This window comes from Streptomyces sp. NPDC057486, from assembly GCF_042802415.1.
Taxonomy (GTDB): Bacteria; Actinomycetota; Actinomycetes; order Streptomycetales; family Streptomycetaceae; genus Streptomyces; species Streptomyces yanii.
Genome location: NZ_JBHVEE010000120.1, coordinates 1 through 21,642, shown reverse-complemented (window position 1 = coordinate 21,642; position 21,642 = coordinate 1). Strand labels below are relative to the sequence as shown.

The window sequence follows — 21,642 nt, the reverse complement described above, 5'->3', positions numbered from 1 at the left end:
CTACCGCAGCAAAGAAATCTGATGGTCAATCATCGTCCCAAGGGAGAGGTCGCAGCATGACCAAGGATCTTGACGGGCTCACTGCGCTCGTCACGGGCGGCGCCTCCGGCATCGGCCTCGCCACCGCCACCCTGCTCGCCGAGCGCGGCGCGCGGGTGGCCGTCCTCGACCTCGCCCCGGAGGCGGTGAGCGAGCCGCTGGTCGGCTTCACCGCCGACGTCGGCGACGACGCCTCGATACGCGCGGCCGTCCAGCAGGCGGCCGAGGCCCTGGGCGGCGTCGACATCCTCGTCAACAACGCCGGCATCGGCGCAGCCGGGACGGTGGAGGACAACCCCGACGACCAGTGGCACCGCGTCCTGGACGTCAACGTCCTGGGCATCGTCCGCACCACTCGGGCCGCCCTGCCGTACCTGCGCCGCTCGGCCCACGCCTCGGTGGTCAACACCTGCTCGATCGCCGCCACCGCCGGACTGCCGCAGCGTGCGCTGTACTCGGCGAGCAAGGGCGCGGTGCTGTCGCTCACGCGTGCCATGGCCGCCGACCATGTCCGCGAGGGCATCAGGGTCAACTGCGTCAACCCCGGAACGGTGGACACCCCGTGGGTCGGGCGCCTGCTCGACGCCGCCGAGGACCCGGAGGCCGAACGCGCCGCGCTCGACGCCCGCCAGCCCCACGGCCGCCTGGTCACCGCCGAGGAGGTGGCCGCCGCTGTCACCTACCTCGCCTCGCCCGCCGCGGCCTCCGTCACCGGCACGGCCCTCGCGGTGGACGGCGGCATGGCCGGCCTGCGACTGCGGCCGACCGTCCGATGAGGAGGGACACCGCCATGCGACAAGCGCAGCTCGGCCGCAGCACCGCGACGGTCACCCGGCTGTCCTTCGGTGCCGCCGGGGTCGGCAACCTCTTCACCCCGGTCACGGACGAGTCCGCCACCCGGACGGTCGACGCGGCCTGGGCGGCGGGCATCCGCTCCTTCGACACCGCACCCCACTACGGACTCGGCCTCTCCGAGCGCCGCCTGGGCGCGGCCCTGCGCGACCGCCCCCGGGCGGAGTACACCGTCGCCACGAAGGTCGGCAGGCTGCTGGAACCCGTTCCATACCCGGTCGGTGACGATCTCGCCCACGGCTTCGCCGTGCCGGCGACCCACCGCCGGGTGTGGGACTTCAGCGCCGACGGCGTGCGGCGCAGCCTGGAGGGCAGCCTGCAACGGCTCGGCCTGGACCGCGTGGACATCGTCCATCTGCACGACCCCGACGACCACTTCGCCGAGGCCATCGGCCAGGCCTATCCGGCCCTTGAACAGCTGCGCGCGGAGGGCGTGGTGCGCGCGATCGGCGTCGGCATGAACCGGTCCGAGATACTGGCGCGCTTCGTCCGCGACACCGACATCGACGCAGTGCTGCTGGCCGGACGGTACACCCTGCTCGACCAGGGTGCGATGGCCGAGCTGCTGCCCGAGGCGGCCCGGCGCGCCGTGTCGGTCGTCGTGGGTGGCGTCTTCAACTCCGGAGTCCTGGCGAACCCGAGGCCCGGGGCCACCTTCGACTACGCCGCCGCCCCACCCGAACTCGTCGACCGCGCCCTGCGGATGCAGACCATCTGCGAGCGCCATGGCGTGCCGTTGCGCGCGGCGGCGGTCCGATTCGCCCTCGCCCCGCAGGCCGTCGCCGGCGTGCTGATCGGAGCCCGGTCGGCCGAGGAGGTCGCCGACGCCGCCCGGCTGCTCAGCCTGGACATCCCGGACGCGCTCTGGCAGGAGCTGCGGACCGCCGGCCTGCTGCCCGACCACCTGCCCTTCCCGCGAAGAGACCAGCCGCCATGCGAATAGCGCTGTTCGTCACCTGTTTCGACGACACGCTCTTCCCCGGAACCGGCCGAGCCGTCGCCAGCCTGCTCGAACGGCTGGGCCACACGGTGGAGTTCCCGCTGGAGCAGACCTGCTGCGGCCAGATGCACTTCAACACCGGCTACCTCTCGGACGCCGTGCCGCTGGTCGCCCGGTTCGCGCGGATCTTCCGGCACTACGACGCCGTCGTCGCCCCGTCCGCCTCCTGCGCCGCAATGGTGAGGGAGAACCTCTCGACGCCGGCCGAGGAATACGGCGACGCCGCGCTCCGGTACGAGGTCTCCGATCTGGTCCCGCGGGTCCACGAACTCACCGGGTTCCTCATCGACATGTTGCAGGTGACCGACGTGGACGGCATCCACGGTCCCCGCACTCTGGACCTCATCACCGTCACCACGGAGGAAATGTGACCGCCCGCCGGATCATCGACGCACACCACCATGTCTGGGACCTGAAGGTCCGGCCGCAGGGCTGGATCACGGGCGAGGAACTCGCCCCGCTGAACCGGTCCTTCGCGGTCGCCGACCTCGAGCCCGAGGCCCGCGCCGCCGGGGTGACCGCCACCGTCGTGGTGCAGACCGTCACCGTGCCGGAGGAGACCCCCGAGCTGCTGGCCCTGGCCACCGAGGGCGGACTCGTCGCCGGGGTGGTCGGCTGGATCGATCTCACCGCCCCGGACGTCGCCGACGCCCTCGACAGGCTCCGCGAACAGCCGGGCGGGGACAGGCTGGTGGGTATCCGGCACCAGGTTCAGGAGGAGCCGGACCCGCACTGGCTGCTGCGCCCGGACGTCCGGCGCGGTCTGCTCGCCGTCGCTGCTTCCGGTCTCGCCTACGACCTCCTCGTCAAGCCGCACCAACTGCCCGCCGCCGTCGCCGCGGCGGCCGGCCTGCCCGGGCTGACCTTCGTCCTCGACCACCTGGGCAAGCCCCCCATCGCCACCGGCGCGCTCGATCCCTGGTCGGACGACCTCCGGCAGTTCGCCGCGCTGCCCAACACCGTGTGCAAGCTCTCCGGCCTGCTCACCGAAGCCGTCCCCGGCAGTTGGCGGATCGAGGACCTCCAGCCCTACGTCGAGACCGCACTGGAGGCATTCGGCGCCCAGCGTCTGCTTTTCGGCTCCGACTGGCCGGTATCGACGCTGGAAGCCGGCTACAGCGAGGTCGTGCGCATCACGGACCGGCTCACCGACTCGCTCAGCCCGGTCGAGAAGGACGCCCTCTTCCGCCTGAACGCGATGCGCGTCTACCACCTCGGCGGGTAGCGACAGAGAGCGGACTTCGATCCCGGGACCGCTTCCCAGTCGCATCCTGATGCCTCGCCCGGGTGCGGGCCCGGCCCCGCACCCGGGCGCCCGAAGGCCGCGCGGACAAGGCATTCCCTTCGACACCGGCCAGGACGGCGCGTGAGCGTCAGGAAGTCATGGTGGCTCGGTCGGACTCACTGCGCAGAACGCAGAATTCGTTGCCTTCGGGATCAGCAAGGATCACCCAGCCTGAACCATCGGGATTCCGATGATCGGCGACAAAGGTGGCACCGAGGCCCAGCAGCCGGTCCGCCTCCTGATCACGCGACGTATCAGGGCGCAAGCACAGATGGATCCGGTTCTTGATCGTCTTGGCCTCGGGCACCTGGTTGAAGTGCAGCACCGGGCCCTCCGCCAGCAGCACCTGAGTCTCCCGGGCACCCGGCCTGTCCTCCGGATGCTGCGGACGACCAGTCACACTGCTCCAGAACCGGGCCAGCTCGTAGGCATCCGCACAGTCAATCGCTATGTTCTGCAATACCGAGATCATGCGCGCGAGCCTTCCTGATCTCCACGCCGAACGCCACCGAGTTGCGTCGGTGCTCGTCGCTGCGGACAGCGGGAACCACCCCGGGTGCTCGGTGTCCATGGTGCTCCGGTGGGTCGCCGGGTCGGGGATGACCGACAGGTTGCTACCGGGACACAGTGACGGCGCACGGAGCCGACGTCAGTTCCCGGCCATCGACGGAGAAAGCAACGGCGACGGCATCTGCGCGACCGCCGACGTGACGGACCGGGTAGGTCAGCGGGGCCCGGCGGCCGACACCGTACGGGTGAGACACCACCGCCGGCCGGACAAGCCCGCCCCCATGACGGCCAGGGCCGCCTTCAGCGGGGACCAGCCGTGCGGCTGGTCCCCCCTTGCCTCACATGGGAAACCTGTGACTCCCCGCAAGGGCTGTCCTGAGGTCGACCCATGCGCTGCATTCTCGTCGACAGCGGAAGGCATTCATCTGCCGGTCCCTCATTTGACACAGCAGCCCACAACCGCTGCAAGAGGAAACGGGTGGCGGATTTATGACATGGCGAATTACGCCATCCACTCAACAGGATTCCCCGATGAACCATCACCGAATTGCCCGGTGCAGACGCGTTCCGGACCCCCTGCTCGACCGGACGAGCCCGTTGACCGGTAAGCAGATGGTCTCCCGGCCTCAGCCGAGTCAGCGAACCGAAACGCGGAGGTCAGCGGTAGTGCGATAGCCCACCCCTGGACCGGACCACTTTCCGAACGGACCTCCGGACCCGGGGTCCGGGATATGTGGATGTCATCAGTCGGTCATACGCGCGTCGATGATTCACAGTCAGTGATTCACCGACGTTCCCTAATTTCTCGGCTCGTTGTCACTCCGCCTTCGTGAAGTGGTTCTGGTTCCATACCTGGGGAGCGCTGCATGCCAATTCCCGAACATTCCGTCAGCCGTCGAGCGATCCTCGCGGCCGGCGTCACTGCGGCAACCGCGGTCGCGCTGAACGCGCCGCGCGCCATGGCCGCCACCGCGCCACCGACCCCTGCCGCCGAGACCGGTTGGGTGAACTCCACGCTCCGCCGGATGACGCTGGAGGAGAAGGTCGGCCAGCTGTTCACCACCCGCGTGTACGGCGAGTCCGCGGACACCACCGACCCGGACGCGGTCCACACGAACCAGTCCTTCCTCGGGGTGGACAATGCGGCACAGGCCGTGGCCCGCTACCACCTCGGTGGCTTCGTGTACTTCGCCTATGCCGGCAACACCCGTGCGCCCGAGCAGGTAGCCGGACTCTCCAACGGCATCCAGCGGGCGGCCCTCGAACAGCCCTCGCGAGTGCCGTTGCTGCTGAGCATCGACCAGGAGCAGGGTGCGGTGGTGCGGCTGGGGCCGCCGGCCACCCAGTTCCCCGGCAACATGGCCCTGGCAGCCGGGCGCGGCGTCGCCGACGCGGGCACCGCTGCCGGCATCACCGGGCAGGAGTTGCGGTCCGTCGGCGTCAACCAGAACCTGGCGCCGGTGGCCGACGTCAACGTCAACCCGGCCAACCCGGTGATCGGAGTGCGCTCCTTCGGCGAATCCCCCGAGCTGGCCGCCGAGATGGTGGCCGCGCAGGTGCGCGCCTACCAGGCCGCCGGTGTGGCCGCGACCGTCAAGCACTTCCCCGGCCACGGCGACACGGCGGTCGACAGTCACAGCGGACTGCCGGTCATCAGCCACTCCCGTGCGGAGCTGGACCGGATCGACCTGCCTCCGTTCAGGGCCGCCATCGCCGCGGGCGCCGATGTGGTGATGACCGCTCACATCGTCGTGCCCGCGCTCGACCCGTCCGGCGATCCCGCCACCCTGTCCCACCCGATCCTCACCGGGCTGCTGCGCGAGGAGCTCGGTTTCGACGGCGTCGTGGTGACCGACTCGCTCGGAATGGCCGGCGTGCGGCAGAAGTACGGCGACGAGCGGGTACCGGTGCTCGCGCTGAAGGCGGGCGCCGACATGCTGGTCAACCCGCCGGTGATGCGGGTCGCCTATGAGGCGGTCCTCGCTGCGGTCCGCAGCGGTGAGCTGACCGAGCACCGCATCGAGGAGTCGGTGGCCCGGGTGCTGCGGCTGAAGTGGCGCCGCGGAATCGTCCGCTCGCCCTTCGTCGGCACCGCAGACGTCGCAGACACGGTCGGCACACCGGATCACCTGGCCGTCGCACAGCGGATCACCAACCGCACCACGACGTTGCTGCGCGACGAGGCGGGTGCGCTCCCGCTCCGACCGGCGGACCGGGTGCTCGTCACCGGATGGGACGACCCTGCGGAGCCGACGACCACCGCCGCCCTGGGCCGGGCGTTCACCGACCGGGGCCTGACGGTGGACGTCCTGAGCACCGGGGCTAAGCCGTCCCGGGCACGTATCGATGCCGCCGTCGCGGCCGCGCGGTCGCACGGCACCACAGTGGTGCTCACCAACCGCGCGGCCGGCGATCCCGGCCAGCAGCAGCTGGTCGCTGCGCTGTTGGCATCCGGCGCTCGGGTCATCGCGGTGGCCGTGCGCGATCCGTACGACGTGATGTGTTTTCCCGAGGCGCCCACCTACCTCACCACCTATGCGTTCAACGACGTGGCGATGCGCTCCCTCGCCGGGGTGCTGGCCGGAGCGATCCAGCCCGCCGGACACCTGCCCGTGACCATCCCCGATCCCGCCCGTCCGGGAACGCCCCTGTTCCCGTTCGGTGCCGGCCTCACCACAACCTGATCCGGAGAAGACATGAAGCTCAATTTCCGACGTCCTGTCCGCGGCAGCCGTGCCGCCGCTGCCGTGCTCGCCGCCGCTGCCGTGCTGGCCGCGGTGGCACCGGCGACCGCCGCGGACGCCGACGTCCCCGGGTCGCAGGCCCCTGCGGTGCCGCTGCGGGTGGCGACCTACAACATCCACGCCGGGGCCGGCGAGGACGACGTCTTCGACCTCGACCGCACCGCCGAGGCGATCCGCGGTCTGCACGCCGACGTGGTCGGCCTCCAGGAGGTCGACGTGCACTGGGGTGCCCGTAGCAATTTCGTGGACGAGGCCCGTTCGCTGGCCGGCAAGTTGGACATGCAGGTGTTCTTCGCACCGATCTACGACATGGACCCGGCCACCCAGGGCGGGGACCGGCCGCAGTACGGCGTCGCCGTGCTGAGCCGCTACCCGATACTCGAGGCCGAGAACCACGACATCACCCGGCTCTCCACTCAGACGCCCAATCCGGTGCCGGCCCCGGCGCCCGGCTTCGCCGAGGTGACGGTCAACGTCAATGGCTCGCACGTGCACGTCTACGACACGCACCTGGACTACCGGGGCAACCCGTCGGTCCGCAAGGCCCAAGTGGCTGACATGCTCGATGTACTTGCGGCCGACCATGGCCCGAAGGTTCTGGTCGGTGACTTCAACGCCGAGGCGAGGGCCCCTGAGTTGGCGCCGCTGTGGCAGAAGCTGCGGGACACCGCGCCGGACGGCGGCTGGACGTACCCGGCGGTCAACCCGTTCAAGCGCATCGACTTCGTGACCGTCTCTCCTGACATCACCGTGGTCGGTGCCCAGGAAGTCGCGACGGAGGCGTCCGACCACCGCCCTGTGGTCGCCGACCTGGAACTCCACCGGCGCGGCCACTGAACAGTTCGAGGCCGACCGTGGCCTCGTCCACGCTGCCTCCTGCCCGGCTACGCCGGCGGCAGTGAGGACACGGGCTGCCAGCAGAGAAGCCCTGTGAAAGGGCGATCACGGACTCATCAACCCCCAGTTCCCCGGCCGGGCCGAGGCGGCCCGGCCGGGGAGGGGCTGTTCGACGGCGGCACTCCCGCCTGAGACCCCGCCGGGCGGCGCAGCAGAGGCTCTCGCACCTCGACATGCCACGGTTCACGAGGAATTCATCCGAGGTCACGAGAGTGTCCTCGTCACGCCTGCGCGGTGTTCCTACCTTCTCGCCTGTTCCGGGCGTTGCACTCCACAGGGGAAGCCCGGAAATGCGAAGTACCCACGAAAGGAAAGTGCTTCATCATGCAAACGTTCCGGAGAACACGGGACCGCCGTCCGGCCACGGCCGTCGGCGTCGCCGTGATCTCGGCCGGGCTGCTCTTCCCGATCCTCGGAAGTCCCGCAGCGATCGCCGACTCCGCCGCGGCGGCCCCGGCCCCTCACCCCGTTGAGTATGTGGACCCGCTCATCGGCACCAGCAACGGCGGCAACACCTACCCCGGCGCCAATGTGCCGTTCGGGATGATCGCCTGGTCGCCCACCAGCACCGCGGGCGACCAGACCAACACCGCAGCCGCCAACGGGTACTCCTACAACACCACCCGTCTGCGGGGCTTCTCCCTCACTCACGTCAACGGCGCGGGGTGCCACCCGGGAGCGGCCGGTGACGTGCCGATCATGCCGTTCGCCGGCAATGTGGACACCTCACCCACCGCCGACACCAAGGACGTGAAGTACGCGGCGAACTTCTCGCACGCCGACGAGAAGGCCGAGCCGGGCCGATACCGGGTAGGCCTCGACTCCGGTGTCACGAGCGACCTGGCGGTCAGCGAGCGAGCCGGCGTGGCCGACTTCGCCTTCCCCAAGGACAAGCCCGCCAACCTGCTGTTCCGGGTCTCCAACTCCCTGAACGGCAGCGAGGACGCCCACGTCGACATCGACACCGCGCACAACAAGGTCACCGGCTGGGTGGAGACCGGCGCGTTCTGCGGCAGGCGCGGCAACGGCGGCACGCCCAACAACAACCGCAAGAGCTACTACCGCCTGTACTTCACCGCCGCCTTCGATCGCAGCTTCTCCAGCGTGGGCACCTGGCACGACGGCCGGCTCGCCCCCGGGTCCACCAGCGCCGACGGTGGCGAGGGCTACCTGACCGGCGCCGACCGGGCAGGCCGGGGCTCCGGCGGATACGTATCCTTCGACCCGTCCACCGACAACGATGTCAAGATGCGCGTCGGGATCTCGTACGTCTCCCTGGCCGGTGCGGAGGCGAACCTGCGCGGTGAGATCGCCCCGACCGCGGACGTCGCGGACGTGGCGAAGGCCGGGAAGGGTGCCTGGGACCGGCAGCTGAAGGCGATCAAGATCAACGGAGGCGACGAGAGCCGCCGTACCGCTTTCTACACCGCCCTCTACCACTCCCTGCAGCAGCCCAACCTGATCAGCGACCGCGACGGCACCTATGCGGGCATGGACCGCAAGGTCCATTCACTCGCCCGCGGCCAGAAGGCGCAGTACAGCAACTTCTCCGGCTGGGACCAGTACCGGGCCCAGGTGCAGCTGCTCGCCCTGCTCGAACCGCGCGTCGCGGGCGACTTCGCCCAGTCGCTGTACAACTTCGCGCAGCAGAACGACGGGGTCTGGGACCGCTGGGTGCACATCAGCGGCGCCACCCACGTGATGACCGGGGACCCCACGGCGGCAACCCTGGCGACGTTCTACGCCATGGGCGTGCACAACTTCGACGTCCAGGGCGCTTTCGACTCCCTGTACCGCCAAGCCACCGTGCCGCACCCCTCCGGGCTGTCGAATGCGGGCTGCCCGGGCCAGTGCGAGGGCAACCGTCCCAACCTCGCCCAGTACATGAAGTCCGGCTACGCCGCGCAGGATCAGTGCCACTGCTGGGGCGGCGCCGCCGAGACGCTCGAGGACTCCGTCGCCGACGCGGCTCTCGCACAGTGGGCCAAGCAGCTGGGCCGCGACGAGGAGTACAAGACGCTGAGCGAGCGCGGCGCCTACTGGCGGAACGTGTTCAACCCCGCTGCCACCCCGACTGCCGGCTACATCCAGGCCCGCAACGCCGACGGTTCCTGGGTGACCCCGTTCAACCCCGCCTCCGATCTCGGCTTCGCCCAGGGCAGCGCCGCCACCTATCTGTGGATGGTGCCGCAGGACGTCCAGGGGCTCGCCACCGCCATGGGCGGACACGACAGGACAGCGGCCCGCCTGGACGACTTCTTCCACAAGCCCGACGGCTCCTGGTCCGTCCGCGGCGGCGACGCGCTGCGCTACGACCCCACCAACGAGCCGGGCATCCATGCTCCCTGGCTCTACAACGCGCTCGGCAAGCCGTGGAAGACCCAGGAGACCGTCCGCCAGATCCTCGACAGCGTGTACGGGACGGGTCCGGCCGGCCTCCCCGGCAACGACGACCTCGGCACCATGTCGGCGTGGTACGTCTTCGCGGCGCTCGGCATCTACCCGAAGGCGCCGGGCTCGGCCGACCTGCTGCTGGGCACTCCGGTCTTCCCGCACGCCGTCATCGCGGGCGCCGGGGACCGGGAGGAGATCACGATCGACGCACCCCAGGCGTCCCGTGCCAACCTGTACGTGGACTCGGTGAGCCTCGACGGTGCGAAGCACGGGTCCTCCTGGGTGGACGGTTCGCTCGTGCGCCGTGGCGGCTCCCTGTCGTTCGAGGTGAGCGACCGGGCCGACACCGGCTGGGCGACCGACCCGGGTGCCCTGCCTCACTGATTCTGACCCGGTGAGCAGCCGCGGTCGGTGGCGGAACCACCGGCCGCGGCGCCTGTGCAGGGCAACTCCTGTCCACCAGGGTTCATGTGGTCCCGTTGTCGGCCGGCTCGGTTTCGAGCCAGCCCAGCCGTGCCGCCCGGTAGCCAAGTTGCACGCGATTCTGCACCTTCGCGATGTCCATCAGATTCCGGACCCGGCGCTGCACTGTGCGCAGGGAGCTGTTCAGTTGGGCGGCGATCGCTTTGTCGGCGAGGCCGGTCAGTGACAGGCTGAGGATTTGTGCGTCCAGGTCGTCGATGGCCGGCGCGTTGTGCAGGGCGCCTGCGGAGGTGGCAAACTCAGTCGCTTTCTCCCATTCGGACTCGAAGAGTGCTATCAGCGCATCAAGCAGGGTGCTCGCATGCACGAGCAGGGCTGCCGGCTTTACTGCACTGGCCGAACCGAGGAGGGGAACGAGGGCGAACTCGCGGTCCACGATGAAGAGTTTCAGTGGCACGGTCTCGGCGGTGCGGAACTCCTCTCCTTTGGCGCGTGCCTGGACGATCTCGTCGAACGACAGGGCTTTCTCGTAGAGCAGCGCGCGTTCGAGTATCACGCGGTAACGGACGCCGCGCGCGATGACCGCGCCGTCAGTCATGTTGCCGGCCGAAAAGACGGGCGCCTTGACGAAGTTCATGACCTCTTTCTGTGCGCCGAGCTGTATTTGCCCGATGCGCTCGCGGATGGCCTCGGTGCCGCGGATGACATCGACGACGTCCGCGGCGCCGCGCCCGAGGGCGGCCGCGCGGTAGATTTCGTCGAGGGAGTCGAGTTCGAGTTCCGCAAGCTTGAGCTCGTTCTGTCGCTTCACCAGGAGCGCCCGCAGCGCCGCCGCCGGTGGGGAGGCCACGAACCGCGCGGTGTCCCCGAGGCTGCGCGTGGCGAGACCCCGGCCTTCGAGCATGCCGAGGATGCGCACGACCTGGCGGGTGTCGCAGTTGACGGACTCGGCAAGTTCGGCGGGAGTGGCAGAGGCTACCGCGATGAGCGTGCAGTAGGTCTCCGACTCCGCGGGGGTCAGTCCCAGCACGTCTGACAGCATGTGTGCTCCTTGGCCTGTGTATCGGCCCCGGCATAGAGCCGGGCGAGACGGCCGGGACCGGGACCCATGTCCCGCCCCGGCCGTGGCCCTGGGGGCCGCTTCACCGTTTCATCGGTTCACCTCAGCGCAGTCGGTACGCCTTGGGGATGGTCTGCTTGACGGTGTTCTTCGCACTGTCGGTCGCGCTGATCCGCAGCCCGACCCCTGAGGAGGCCTCGTCGCGCTTCGGGTGGTTGATGTCCACGCTGAAGGTGTTCTTCCCACTGGCCTTGACGCTCGCCGGCTGCCAGGTCTTGCCGCCGTCGAAGCTGGCCTCCGCCCGCAACTCGGTCACGGTCGGCGGGGTGCTGAGCCGCTCCTGGTAATAGCCGATGACCGTGATGTGGTGAACACCGTCGACCTTGGCGGTGTTGTCCAGGTCCAGGCCCAGGTCGTACTTCAGGAAGATCAGCGGCTCGGGCCGGCACGGAAGACCGGGCTTCTTCTGGATGATGTCGCCGACGCAGGGCTGCGACTGCGGTGCGTCGGACTTGGTCGGCCGGTCGGAGGTGTACTCCCACACGGTCTTGGTCCCGTTGGTCTGCGCCTGGAACGAATAGCGGGCCGATTCCGCCGGCAGGTCGTAGGCGACGACGTCAGCGCTGACGGAGCATCCTGTCAGCGCGATCAGCGCGGCGGCCGCCACTGCCGCCAGGTTCGCCGTCCGGCGCCACCGTGATGGCGCACCGCTCATCGGAATATTCTCCTTACTCACGTCGGTCATCACCGCTGTCCCCCCGAGACCATGTCCGACGCGCTGCCGGGCTCACCGAGCCCGATGTAGACAGTCGCCGGAACAAACTTCTTCGCAACTTCGTCGCCGGCCTCGTTGAAGAGGCTCACATCGCAGGCGGGGGGCGCGCAGGTCTGCAGTCCCCAGAGCAACTGGGTGACGCCGAACTGGTCGTTGACGATGCCGACCAAGGCCTTGCGGCCACCGGCGCTGTTGGTGGTGTACAGGTTCGGCCAGAACTGGTCGGCGTCCCGGCAGCCCGCGCACGGCAGGCCGGTGCTTATCGTGACGCCCGACTTGGTGCGGGCCTGTGGCACCGCTCCGGGAAGGGACGGACCCGCGTTCCAGTCGATCGTGTTGTCTCCGTCGAGCGCCAGGTCCTGGGCTTCGCCCGGGCCCTGAGAGCCCGCCAGGGACGGCGCGACGTAATCCCTGATGGACAGCTCGAACTGGTCGATCGCGTTGTCGTCCCGCGGCCCGACCAGCGTGGTGAGCTGCCGTTGGCTGGCCGGCTTGGGCAGGTTCATGTCCTCTGCCACCGGGCCGGATGTGGTCGTCCGGCTCCAGCTGAAGTAGGGAACCGCGCCAGGCCGGTCAGCGTGAATGCGGTGCTGGACACGGTCGAGATCCGAGGGCAGCACCTGGCGCGGCAGGTTGCCGGGAACCCGTCCGGTGGTGGTGAACGCCAGCGCGTAGGCCTTCGACACCTCGCTGTTGCCGCCGAGGACGACCTGGACGCCGTCCTCGGCCCCGCCCCCGATCCGCTGGATCAGCGTGGCGGCCGCGGCCGGCGACACGGTCATGATCGGCAGTGCCGCGTACGGCTCGACGGGCGGGCAGCTGTCCGGACCGTTGGCGCACTTGTAGGTCCCGGGCTCGTACGTCGGCAGGGTGATCCGGTCGGTTTCGCCGGCCACCAGCACCCCGGCCGCGCCCGCGGCGCCGGCCGCCGCCACTCGCTTGCGCAGTGTGGTGACGTCGCAGGTCGTCGTGCAGATGTCGGTCGGCCTCAGCAGCACCAGCGCGCCCGTCACGTCGACCTTGGCCAGTTCCTCGGCCGTACCGGTGCCTGCGTAGACGACGGGCTTGTGCCCGTTGGTGGGCAGTCGGGGGATCGTCGGCCGCACGAGGCGGGTCACGGTCTGCCCGTTCTCCGTCCATTGCTGGCCACCGCCGAAGATGGTGGCGTCGGGCGTCGGGTAGCGGGCGCCCAGGTCGAAGGAGTCACCGTTGCCCGTGACCTTCATCGTCACGGACGGCGGTACCAGGACATGCTGGCTGTTGAAGGCGAGCGTGCCGAGGCTCACCTCACCGGTCGGCAGTACCCACCAGTGCGGCTCATCGGGACCGTAGTCGGTGGCCAGCCGCGCGTTGATCCCCCAATTGCCGTCCACAGAGGTCCGCTGGATCTGGAAGGCCGCGCGGTAGGTCTCGGTCGGCTCCGGGGTATTCACCCTGACCGGCTTGACCTTGCGCAGGTCCAGCTCCACGGTGGTCGCCCCGGTGACCTCCACCTGCGTTGCCATCGGAGCGGCCTTCTGCAGTTCACCGGCCGCGTCCCGCCACGTCACCGCCATGGCTGCCGCGACAGTGCCGGCGAAGACCCGTGCCTTGGTCGTCTCGCCGCCCGGTACCGTCACCGGGTGTTCGTACAGGTTCAGCTTGTCCTCGTTCACCGGGACGATCAGCGCGTTGCCAAAGGAGAGGTCGGTGGCGCCGGTCGGGGGAATGACCTTGATGGTCAGGTCGTGGCGGACCGGCTCCAGGAACGCCGAGATCCGTGACGATCCCAGCTGCTTCCCCGCGCTGTCGTCGGCGATCAGCGTGCCGGTGTATCTGCCGTACTGCCCGGCGCTGTCCAGCACCCTGCCGTCCATGGTCACCGTCACGTCGGCCGAGCCCTTGGCGGGCACGGTCACATGGTCGGCGCTGAGCGTGAACAGCCCCGCCGGTGCGGGCTTGCCCGAGGAGGTGGTCCCGGCGGACAGCGTGAGGGTGATCGGCTCGGCGGTGAAGTTGCTGTAGGTGACCGTCCTCGACACCGGCGCGTGCGGGTATGCGGCCCGGCCGAAGTTCAGGTTCCCGTCCGGGATGATCTTCGGGTCGATCGCCTTGACCAGGTCCACCCGGCCGGCGCCCTGCTCGTACAGGTCGTGTCCGAGGTCCTTGGCGGTGGCCATCAGCAGCGCCTTGATCTGCCGCCCGGTGAACTCCGGGTGCTGCTGGGCGATGATCGCCGCGGCGCCGGTCGTGTGGGGGGGTGGCCATGGAGGTGCCGCTGGCGGACGTGTAGGAGTCGTCCACGGGCTTGCCCATCCCGGTGCCCTTGGCACGGGCCGCGACGATGGCGACGCCCGGAGCCGCGATGTCCGGCTTGGCCCCGCCGTCCCCAATGCGAGGTCCGCGGCTGGAGAAGGGGGCCATCTTGTCGCTCTTGTCCACGGCCGCGACGGTCAGTGCCTCGTCGGCGGAACCCGGCGACCCGACCGTCGAGGAGCCCGGGCCGTTGTTGCCCGCGGCGATGACGAACAGGGTGCCGTAGGTGCGGCTGAGCTGGTTGACCGACTTGCTCAGCGGGTCCGTTCCGTCGGTGGGCTGGCCACCGATGCTCATGTTCACCACGCGGGCACCGGACTTGGCAGCCCACTCCATACCGGCGACGATCGCATCGCCGGGGCACTTTCCTTCGGCGTCGCAGATCCTGCCGATCTCGAGCTTCGCACCGGGTGCCACACCGCGCAGCCGCCCGCCGGAGGCCGCACCGGTACCCGCGATCGTGGACGCCACATGGGTGCCGTGTCCGTGTTCGTCCACCGGACCCTTGGGGCTGCCGGTGAAGTCGACCGCCTCGGTGATCTGCCCGGCGAAGTCGGGGTGGGTGGCGTCGATGCCGCTGTCCAGCACCGCAACCTTGACGTTCGAACCGTCGTAGCCGTGGCTCCAGGCGGTGGGCGCGCCGATCTGCGGCACGGACTGGTCGAGCTGAAGTTTCGTCAGCTCGTTCAGCCACACCTTCTTCACCCCGTCCAGCGGGCCAGCTGCCTTGGCGGCGGAGACGGACTTGCCGGGGTTCTTCTTGCGCACCTCCCGCCACCACTGGCCATTGTCCTTGACGCTCAAAGAGCGGCCGTTGATGCTCGACAGGACTCTCTTGGCGGAGGTGCCGGCGGGAGTCGCCGCCGTCCGGGCGTTGGTCCTGGCGGTGAACGTCTCGATCACCGGGACCTCACCGGTCTTGCCCTCAGTCGCCCAATCGGCCAGCTTGGCGAGGTTGAACAGCTCCCAGTCCAGCAGGTCGGCACGCAGCAGCGGCAACGCGTCGTCCGGTACGACGTAGTCCTGGCCGTCCCTGGTGACGGTCTGGAAGACAACCGACTCATGCCCGGCCCGCGTCGCGGGCTCGATCGAGCGGGCGAAGGGCTTCCGGTCCTTGCCGACACCGATCGTCACCTTGTCACCGGTCACCAGCGTCAGCTGCAGGCTTGCCTGGGTTCGGGCGGCAGCCTTCAGAAGGTTGTCGCGGGCCGACGCGGGCAGGTTGGCGGTAGCGGAAGACGGAGCCGGGGCCGTGGCGGCGGCACTCGCCGAGGCTGTCGGCACGGCCATCCCGAGGACGGTGATGCCGACAACCGCGATGGCGAGCCGTTGTCCCGAGCGTCTCATCGCCAGGCCTCCTGAGATGCCGTTCTTTCGTATTCGCCGTGAAAATGGCGGGGGATGCACGAATTCCTCCTACTCGTCGCGGCAAAGCATTTCCTTGCCGCATCGAACAGATGCTGAGGGTTAGTCACGGATCAAGCAACCGATTGACCGTGGCGGATTTCCTCCATGCCGCAAACCCGCCACGGCAGCGGGCGGAACGAACGGCGGGGAGACGCCACCTCACCCTGGCAATGCTGGTCAGTCGTGATGGAGCGCCACCCGAGCGACCGCGAGAATTCCGGGACAGGAACGCAATAGGGTTGACCGGTATGGAATCGAGGGAAATATCAAGTGCCGCATCCAGGACGGCGTCGGTCGAATTTCCGCAAAGAATCGAACCAACGAGCATCGGAATCGAGCAAGCTGATTGCTGCGCAGCCTATTTCCCGGAAGATCTCCGGTAATGGGCAAGGGGATGTCTCACGTGGTGACGGGCGCCGACGACTGACTTGATCCCCGCGGCAGCCAGCCGATCGAGCGCCGAGGGGCCGGGCGAGGGGCCGCGGGTGCGGCGCCTCGCCCGGCGTTTCTCCGCTGTCATTCGGAGCCGAGGTTGAGCCGCCAGGCTCCGAGCCCGTGCGTCGCGGCGTACAGGATCGGCTTGCCCGGCGCGATGGTCAGGCCCGCCACCTCGACGTTGGGCATTCCTGGAGCACCCTGAGTCCACGTCTTGGTCCCGGCCACGAGCCGCAGCACGCCGAAGTCGGTCGCCGCGTAGAGGTCACCGGAGGTGTCGTCACGCACCAGGTCGTTGATCGGCTGGTCACCGAAGTCGTACGAGCGGTCGGTCCAGCTGGCCTTGCCGGTCTCCGGGTCGAACCGGACCTCGAACACGTGCCCTGCGGTGTCCGGCGTGGCCGAGTTGAAGCCGCTGTAGGAGATCCAGGCGTGGTTTCCGTCGGCGGGGTCGACGTCGATGCTGCTGATGAACCGGTTCGGGGCCACCGGGTTGTCGTCGATCCGGGTCCAGGAGACCGCGGCCGCCGGTTCCGCGTCGATGTTGCGGGAGACGAAAACCCGGCCGGTGGTCGTCGCCGCCCAGGCGGTGCCGGTGTCGGCGGTGGTGCGCTCGATGGCTGCCACCCCGCCCCCCTTCCGGTCGCCCCAGACAGCGTCGTTGAGCGGCTTGGACCCGAGTTCGACCCAGTCGCCGCACTTCGTCTGACGGTCGCGGGTCCTGGAGTTGCAGACCTTACTGGCCTCCTCGACCGTCCGGTCACCGAGCCCGAACGTCTTGGTCCGGTAGACCGACCGGCCGGCGCCGGCGAATATCGTGCCGCTGACCTTCGGGTCGCTGAGCATCGGCGCGTAGAACTCGGTGAAGGCCTTTCCGTCGATCCCGTAGGTGGCCCAGATCCAGTCGTCGTTGTTCCCGTTGTTGAAGTTCACCTCCACGGTCGTGCCGGAGAAGGTGTGGAAGCGGAACTCCGGTCGGCCGACGTCGAAGCCCGACTGGCCGCCGTCGCCGATCGCGGTGTTCTGCCACAGGGTCGGGCTGCCGTCGGTCTGCCAGGTGCCGTTGTCCTGCGTCCCGCCCTGCAGCACGTTGCTGTTGTGCGGGCTGACCGACAGGCTGTTGAACTGCAGTGTGCTCAGTCCCTTGTTGAGGCTTTGCAGCTCAGCCGGGATGCGGGAGAGCATCTGCAAGCAGCGGGGCTTGCTTCTCTCGCTCAGCTTCCGGCGAGGGTCGTCGCACCACGCCGAGCGGTCGACGAACGTGCCGCTGGAGCGCACCACGCCGCCGTCACTGGCCGAAAAGAACTGGAACGGGTTCTTGGGGTTGGTCACCAGGGCCTGCTGATCCGGGTGCAGGCCGTTCGGATGCAGCCGGTCGGTGCCGTCCATCGTCATGTCGGTGCCGGTCTCCCCGGCGTCGGTGGACAGGATCACCGCCTTCTTGTTGGCGATCTGGTCACCGTAGGAGTAGGAACCGCCGACGTAGACCATGTCCGGATGCCCCTCGGGGGTGTGGACGACGATGTCGTACCAGCACGTCTGGGTGCAGAGGCTGAAGAAGGCGTACCCGGGCTTGGTGGTGTCGGAGGTGGCCAGATCGGAGAAGGCAGGGGTGCCGGTGGCCACGTCATCGCTGCGGAACAGCCGCGAGGCCGGCTGACTCATGTTGCCCTCGTAGACGTACATCCGGGTCTTGCCGTTCGGCAGCCGGGTCACGTCGAAGGCGGCACGGGTATAGGGGAGCGTCGCGTTGAGCGACGGCTTGATCTGCGTCCAGGTGGTGCCGCCGTCCGGCGACCGCCAGATGCCCCGCGACCATGCGGACGCGTACACGATCTCCGGGTTGCCGGGGTCCAGTTCGACACCCTGGACACCCCGCGGCGAGCAGACCCCCTGGTTGCCGTAATCGGCCTGGCTGCCGGTGCAGTCCGCGACATCGGCCGACCCGTTGTGGACCAGGGCCCAGGTGGCTCCGCCATCGGTGGACTTGTACAGACCCCACTTGGCCGCGTCGGGCACCGGACGGGTGATCCCGGAGCAGCAGGTGCTCGAAATGCTGCGCATCGCGGTGGTGGTGCCGGCGTACATCGTCCGGGGGTCGCCCGGCTTGACCGTGATCTGACTGATGCCCTTGCCGCCGAGTTCCGCCTTGCCCAGTGGTCCGGTCCAGGTGTCGCCACCGTTGGTGGACCTGTAGATGCCGACGCCGGCCACGCAACCGGAGGAGCAGGTGTTGGCCTCGCCGGTGCCGACGTAGATCGTGTTGCCGGTGGCGTCGTTGCGGTCGAGGCTCAGCGTGCCTACGGAGTTGATGCCCAGCGGTCCGCCGAGGTACTTCCAGCTCGGCTCGTCGGCGAGCGCGTTCTCGGTCCGCCAGACGCCACCACCGGCGGCCCCGATCCACAGCCTGCAGTGACCCGGCACGCAGGTGGGACTGATCGCCTCTGCGGTGGTACGGCCACCCGCGACGTACTCGTTGGGCAGATAGCCGTCCGCGTCGCGGTGCGGGGAGGACGGATAGACCGCTTCCTTTGGCCCCACCGTGACCCAGGTGCCCTTCTGCCCCTTGCCGGTCGGGAACGGCCGGCCCTTGGCCGAGCCATAGGCGGCACGAGCGCCGTTCATCTGCTCCAAGGTGATGGTGTCACCGGGGTAGGCGCGATGGCGGAATGCGACCTGTCCGGCGGTTCCGGGGTTTTCCCCCTCGCCTTCCTCGCCCTCCTCGCCGCCTTCCTCCCACGGCTCACCAGGGGATGCCTCGTACAGCTTGTCCAGATCCTTGCCGGTTTCGGCTCTCTCGACCCGTGGCGTGGTTCCTGACCAATAGGTTGCCACTACACCGGTCGAGAGAGCGAGTATCCCGGCCACGATTACGGCGATCAACTGGCGGCGTCTGCTCATTGCGTGAATTCCTTTCTGTGTTCGCTGCGATCGGCGGAGCGGCAGGGCAGCTTCAGCACTGATCAAGGTGGGAGTGGCGCGCATCGGCGACCGAGACGACGGCCCGGCAGCCGCCGAGCTCTCGCGTCGCGCTGCCCCGACTCGAAGACACTCAGGCCGACTTGGAGGCGCGCCCCTTTGGCAGAAGAGGGAGGCGAGCGCACCCATCACCGGGCCGACCACCTGTGGTACGGCCGGTGCGCCCGTCTGCACCCCTGAGGGCGACCACAACAGCAGTTCCCACGGCGGCCGCTGGGAGCGCCGGCCGCAGCGGCCAGAGCTGGGCATACAGCACGAACATCGCAAACGCCATCCACGCCACCGTCATCACGTCGAACCAGCGCGACGCTTCGATCTTCGCTCCCGGTTCGCTCGGTCCAGAGACTAGGCAATACACGCGCCGGGTTCTGTCCATCGTTCGGTTGATCTGCGAGCTCGCTGTCGGATGGGACTCCGAAGCAGCGCCGAGAAGTGGGACAGTCGGGGAAGAGCCGTTCTGTGCTGTGGTCCTCGCGTCCGGAGGCATGGCAGAAACGTCGGTCTTCGCTGGTGGGGGCGTCGGACCGGAGCCAGTTGCTCACCTCCACGGCCGACGCGATCCGTTCGTCGGCCCATCAGTGAGCTGAAGAGCGCATCCGCGCGGGCGTGAGTGCGGGCCGGTCCCGGAGGACCGGCCCGCGCGCCGTGTCGGAAGGTCAGGGATCAGGAGGACCGGGTCAGGGCCGCTTCTTCAGCGTGAAGTTGCCGGTCATGGTCTCCCCCTCTTGAGCTTCACAGTGGTGGTCACCGGCTGATAGCCGCCCTTTGACACGATCACGGTGAGCGCGTTGTTGCGGGTGTCCGGCCACAGGGCGAAGGTGCCGTCCTCAGTGCTGTTGGCGGTGACGCCGGTGGAGACCAGCAGCATGCCGTTGGCCGAGCTGTACGCCGAGCCCCACGCTCGATGGGCAGGTCGGCAACGGCGGACCGGGATTCGACATTTTCCCAGGTCAGCGCACCCTCCCCCGCGGTTTCAGCGCCACAGGCGGGAGTTCGGGGGCGGGCAGTCGGTCACCGTCGTAGCCCTTCACCTCGCCGAAGTGGGAACTGTTCATCCAGTCCTCCCGGGCCTTCGCAATGTCCTCGTGCGTCCGCCCGATGAAGTTCCACCACATGACGAGCTCCTCCTCGAAGGGCTCGCCCCCGAGGAGCATCAGCCCGGCGTCGGAGTCGGCGCGCAGCGGGAGTTCAGTGCGGCCACAGCCGAGGTAGAGCATCGATCCGGGCAGCAGGGGCACGCCGTCGACCTCCGCCTCGCCGGTCATGGACAGCACGGCGTACTCGAAGTCCGGATCGAGCGGCATGCGCGCCCGGGCGCCACGGGTCAGAGCGATGTCGGCGCCGACGATCGGGGTGTAGACGGTGCCGGGGGAGGTGGCGCCGTCCAGCTCGCCGAGGATCACCGTGGCGGTGAGGCCGCGGGCGGTGACGGTCGGCAGGTCGGCGTGATGCTGGAAGTGCGGCTCGACCTGGCGGTGAGCGTCGGGCAGCGCAACCCAGAGCTGGGCGCCGTGCAGGAAGCGAGCGTGCGGCTTCGGGCTCTCCTCGGAGTGGCTGATCGCCCGGCCGGAGGTCATCAGTCCCAGTTCTCGCGGGCGGATCGTCTGCAGGCTCCCCAGACTGTCGCGGTGAAGCACCTCGCCGTCGTGGAGCCAGCTGACCGTCTGCAGGCCCATGTGGGGGTGGGGCGGCACCTGCATCCCGGGTTCGTCGGCGATGTCGTCGGGGCCGTAGTGATCGACGAAGGCCCAGGCTCCGACCATCCGGCGGCCGAGATTGGGCAGCAGCCTGCGAACCTCGGTGGACTCGCCGAGCTGGACGTGACGCGGGTTGAGGAGTTCACGCACCGGGTCGGCGACGACGAAGCCCCGGCCGCCGCAGACGGAGAGTGCGGCCTGGCGATCGAGATTGCTCATGGCGCTCAACCTATTCCCGTGCAGGCGCGGGCGGTCGGTACCCACGCCAAAAGTTTGGTGGAATGTTCAACCATAATGAGGTGTTGTGCAGGCTGAAAGTGGGCCGCGCGAACGATTGGACGCATGGCCCGAAGGATCGCCGAAGGCCGCGACCGAGGAGGACAAGTGAACGAAACCTATTACGAGTTCGGCACGGCAGCGGACCGCTGGGACCGCGCCCGGATGTTCTTCGAGGCCAAGGAGTACCTGACCGCGGCCCGGATCCTGGGCGGACTGGTCGAGGAAGCGCCGGAGCAGGTCGCGCCGCGGCTGCTGCTGGCCCGCGCCTACTACCACTCGGCGCGGCTCGGCAAGGCCGAGACGGAGCTGCGGGCGGTGCTGGAGCGCGACCCGGTGGAGCACTATGCGCGGCTGATGCTCGGCCGCACCCTGGAGCGGCAGGGCCGGCAGGAGGAGGCGACGCCTCACCTGAGGATGGCGGCTGCGATGTCCGGGGACTTCGGGGAGGACATGGGCAGCTGAGACGGCGGGGCTCCGGGACGGACGCTGTCCGACGGGGCAGCCCGCCCCCTTCCCGGCCGCTGTGGGTGCAGGACGGTGGGCCCGGTCGGCGAACGCATGCCGACCGGGC

The 21,642-nt window shown here is 69.1% G+C and carries 15 protein-coding genes and 1 pseudogene; 8 read left to right on the top strand and 8 right to left on the bottom strand.

All coding sequences use genetic code 11. From position 1 onward, the window contains the following. The first annotated feature begins 56 nt into the window (after window positions 1-56). Genes ACFU6I_RS37145 through ACFU6I_RS37130 form a run of 4 tightly spaced genes read left to right on the top strand, consistent with a single transcriptional unit; the run spans window position 57 to window position 3,116 of the window. Entirely contained in the window at window positions 57-815 is a 759-nt protein-coding gene (locus tag ACFU6I_RS37145) for an SDR family NAD(P)-dependent oxidoreductase (RefSeq protein WP_384375335.1), read from the top strand. A 14-nt stretch (window positions 816-829) separates the two neighbouring features. Beyond that, a complete protein-coding gene (locus ACFU6I_RS37140) occupies window positions 830-1,834 on the top strand; it encodes an aldo/keto reductase (RefSeq protein ID WP_384375332.1) in 1,005 nt (334 codons plus the stop codon). Beyond that, entirely contained in the window at window positions 1,825-2,262 is a 438-nt protein-coding gene (locus ACFU6I_RS37135) for a heterodisulfide reductase-related iron-sulfur binding cluster (protein ID WP_384375329.1), read from the top strand. The genes ACFU6I_RS37140 and ACFU6I_RS37135 overlap by 10 nt, the downstream gene beginning before the upstream one ends. Next, window positions 2,259-3,116, top strand: coding sequence for an amidohydrolase family protein (locus tag ACFU6I_RS37130; protein WP_384375326.1), 858 nt, complete (start codon window positions 2,259-2,261; stop codon window positions 3,114-3,116). The genes ACFU6I_RS37135 and ACFU6I_RS37130 overlap by 4 nt, the downstream gene beginning before the upstream one ends. A 148-nt stretch (window positions 3,117-3,264) precedes the next feature. On the opposite strand, the gene ACFU6I_RS37125 is transcribed toward ACFU6I_RS37130, so the two are convergent. Then, window positions 3,265-3,648 carry a VOC family protein gene (locus ACFU6I_RS37125; protein ID WP_384375323.1) on the bottom strand — a complete coding sequence of 128 codons (384 nt, stop codon included), beginning with the start codon at window positions 3,646-3,648 and terminating at the stop codon, window positions 3,265-3,267. 904 nt (window positions 3,649-4,552) lie between these two features. Here ACFU6I_RS37125 and ACFU6I_RS37120 point away from each other — a divergent pair. The 3 genes from ACFU6I_RS37120 to ACFU6I_RS37110 all read left to right on the top strand — a co-directional run bounded on the left by ACFU6I_RS37120 (window position 4,553) and on the right by ACFU6I_RS37110 (window position 10,105). Then, the gene (locus ACFU6I_RS37120) at window positions 4,553-6,370 is read left to right on the top strand and encodes a glycoside hydrolase family 3 protein (RefSeq protein WP_384375320.1); all 1,818 of its coding nucleotides are present in this window, start codon (window positions 4,553-4,555) and stop codon (window positions 6,368-6,370) included. A 12-nt stretch (window positions 6,371-6,382) separates the two neighbouring features. After that, window positions 6,383-7,267 (top strand): endonuclease/exonuclease/phosphatase family protein, encoded by an 885-nt coding sequence (locus ACFU6I_RS37115; protein ID WP_384375317.1) that lies wholly within the window; start codon window positions 6,383-6,385, stop codon window positions 7,265-7,267. Between the two features lie 384 nt (window positions 7,268-7,651). After that, a complete protein-coding gene (locus tag ACFU6I_RS37110; protein ID WP_384375314.1) occupies window positions 7,652-10,105 on the top strand; it encodes a GH92 family glycosyl hydrolase in 2,454 nt (817 codons plus the stop codon). A gap of 82 nt (window positions 10,106-10,187) precedes the next feature. Here ACFU6I_RS37110 and ACFU6I_RS37105 read toward each other — a convergent pair whose 3' ends face one another. The 7 genes and pseudogenes from ACFU6I_RS37105 to ACFU6I_RS37075 all read right to left on the bottom strand — a co-directional run bounded on the left by ACFU6I_RS37105 (window position 10,188) and on the right by ACFU6I_RS37075 (window position 21,011). Then, on the bottom strand, window positions 10,188-11,186 hold the full coding sequence (locus tag ACFU6I_RS37105) for a helix-turn-helix domain-containing protein (RefSeq protein ID WP_384375310.1): 999 nt from the start codon (window positions 11,184-11,186) through the stop codon (window positions 10,188-10,190). A 121-nt stretch (window positions 11,187-11,307) separates the two neighbouring features. Beyond that, on the bottom strand, window positions 11,308-11,919 hold the full coding sequence (locus tag ACFU6I_RS37100) for a hypothetical protein (RefSeq protein WP_384375307.1): 612 nt from the start codon (window positions 11,917-11,919) through the stop codon (window positions 11,308-11,310). Window positions 11,920-11,948: 29 nt separating this feature from the next. Further along, window positions 11,949-14,291 (bottom strand): S8 family serine peptidase, encoded by a 2,343-nt coding sequence (locus ACFU6I_RS37095; protein WP_384375304.1) that lies wholly within the window; start codon window positions 14,289-14,291, stop codon window positions 11,949-11,951. After that, a pseudogene (locus tag ACFU6I_RS37090) lies at window positions 14,278-15,564 on the bottom strand (S8 family serine peptidase); the annotation flags it as partial. The gene ACFU6I_RS37095 and the pseudogene ACFU6I_RS37090, both read right to left, overlap by 14 nt. A 633-nt stretch (window positions 15,565-16,197) precedes the next feature. Beyond that, window positions 16,198-19,017 (bottom strand): hypothetical protein, encoded by a 2,820-nt coding sequence (locus ACFU6I_RS37085; RefSeq protein WP_384375302.1) that lies wholly within the window; start codon window positions 19,015-19,017, stop codon window positions 16,198-16,200. Window positions 19,018-19,804: 787 nt separating this feature from the next. Continuing rightward, window positions 19,805-19,963, bottom strand: coding sequence for a hypothetical protein (locus ACFU6I_RS37080; protein ID WP_384375299.1), 159 nt, complete (start codon window positions 19,961-19,963; stop codon window positions 19,805-19,807). A gap of 82 nt (window positions 19,964-20,045) precedes the next feature. After that, window positions 20,046-21,011 (bottom strand): pirin family protein, encoded by a 966-nt coding sequence (locus ACFU6I_RS37075; RefSeq protein ID WP_384375296.1) that lies wholly within the window; start codon window positions 21,009-21,011, stop codon window positions 20,046-20,048. Between the two features lie 165 nt (window positions 21,012-21,176). On the opposite strand from ACFU6I_RS37075, the gene ACFU6I_RS37070 reads away from it, so the two are divergent. Next, the gene (locus tag ACFU6I_RS37070; protein WP_384375293.1) at window positions 21,177-21,533 is read left to right on the top strand and encodes a tetratricopeptide repeat protein; all 357 of its coding nucleotides are present in this window, start codon (window positions 21,177-21,179) and stop codon (window positions 21,531-21,533) included. The last annotated feature ends 109 nt before the right edge of the window (window positions 21,534-21,642 follow it).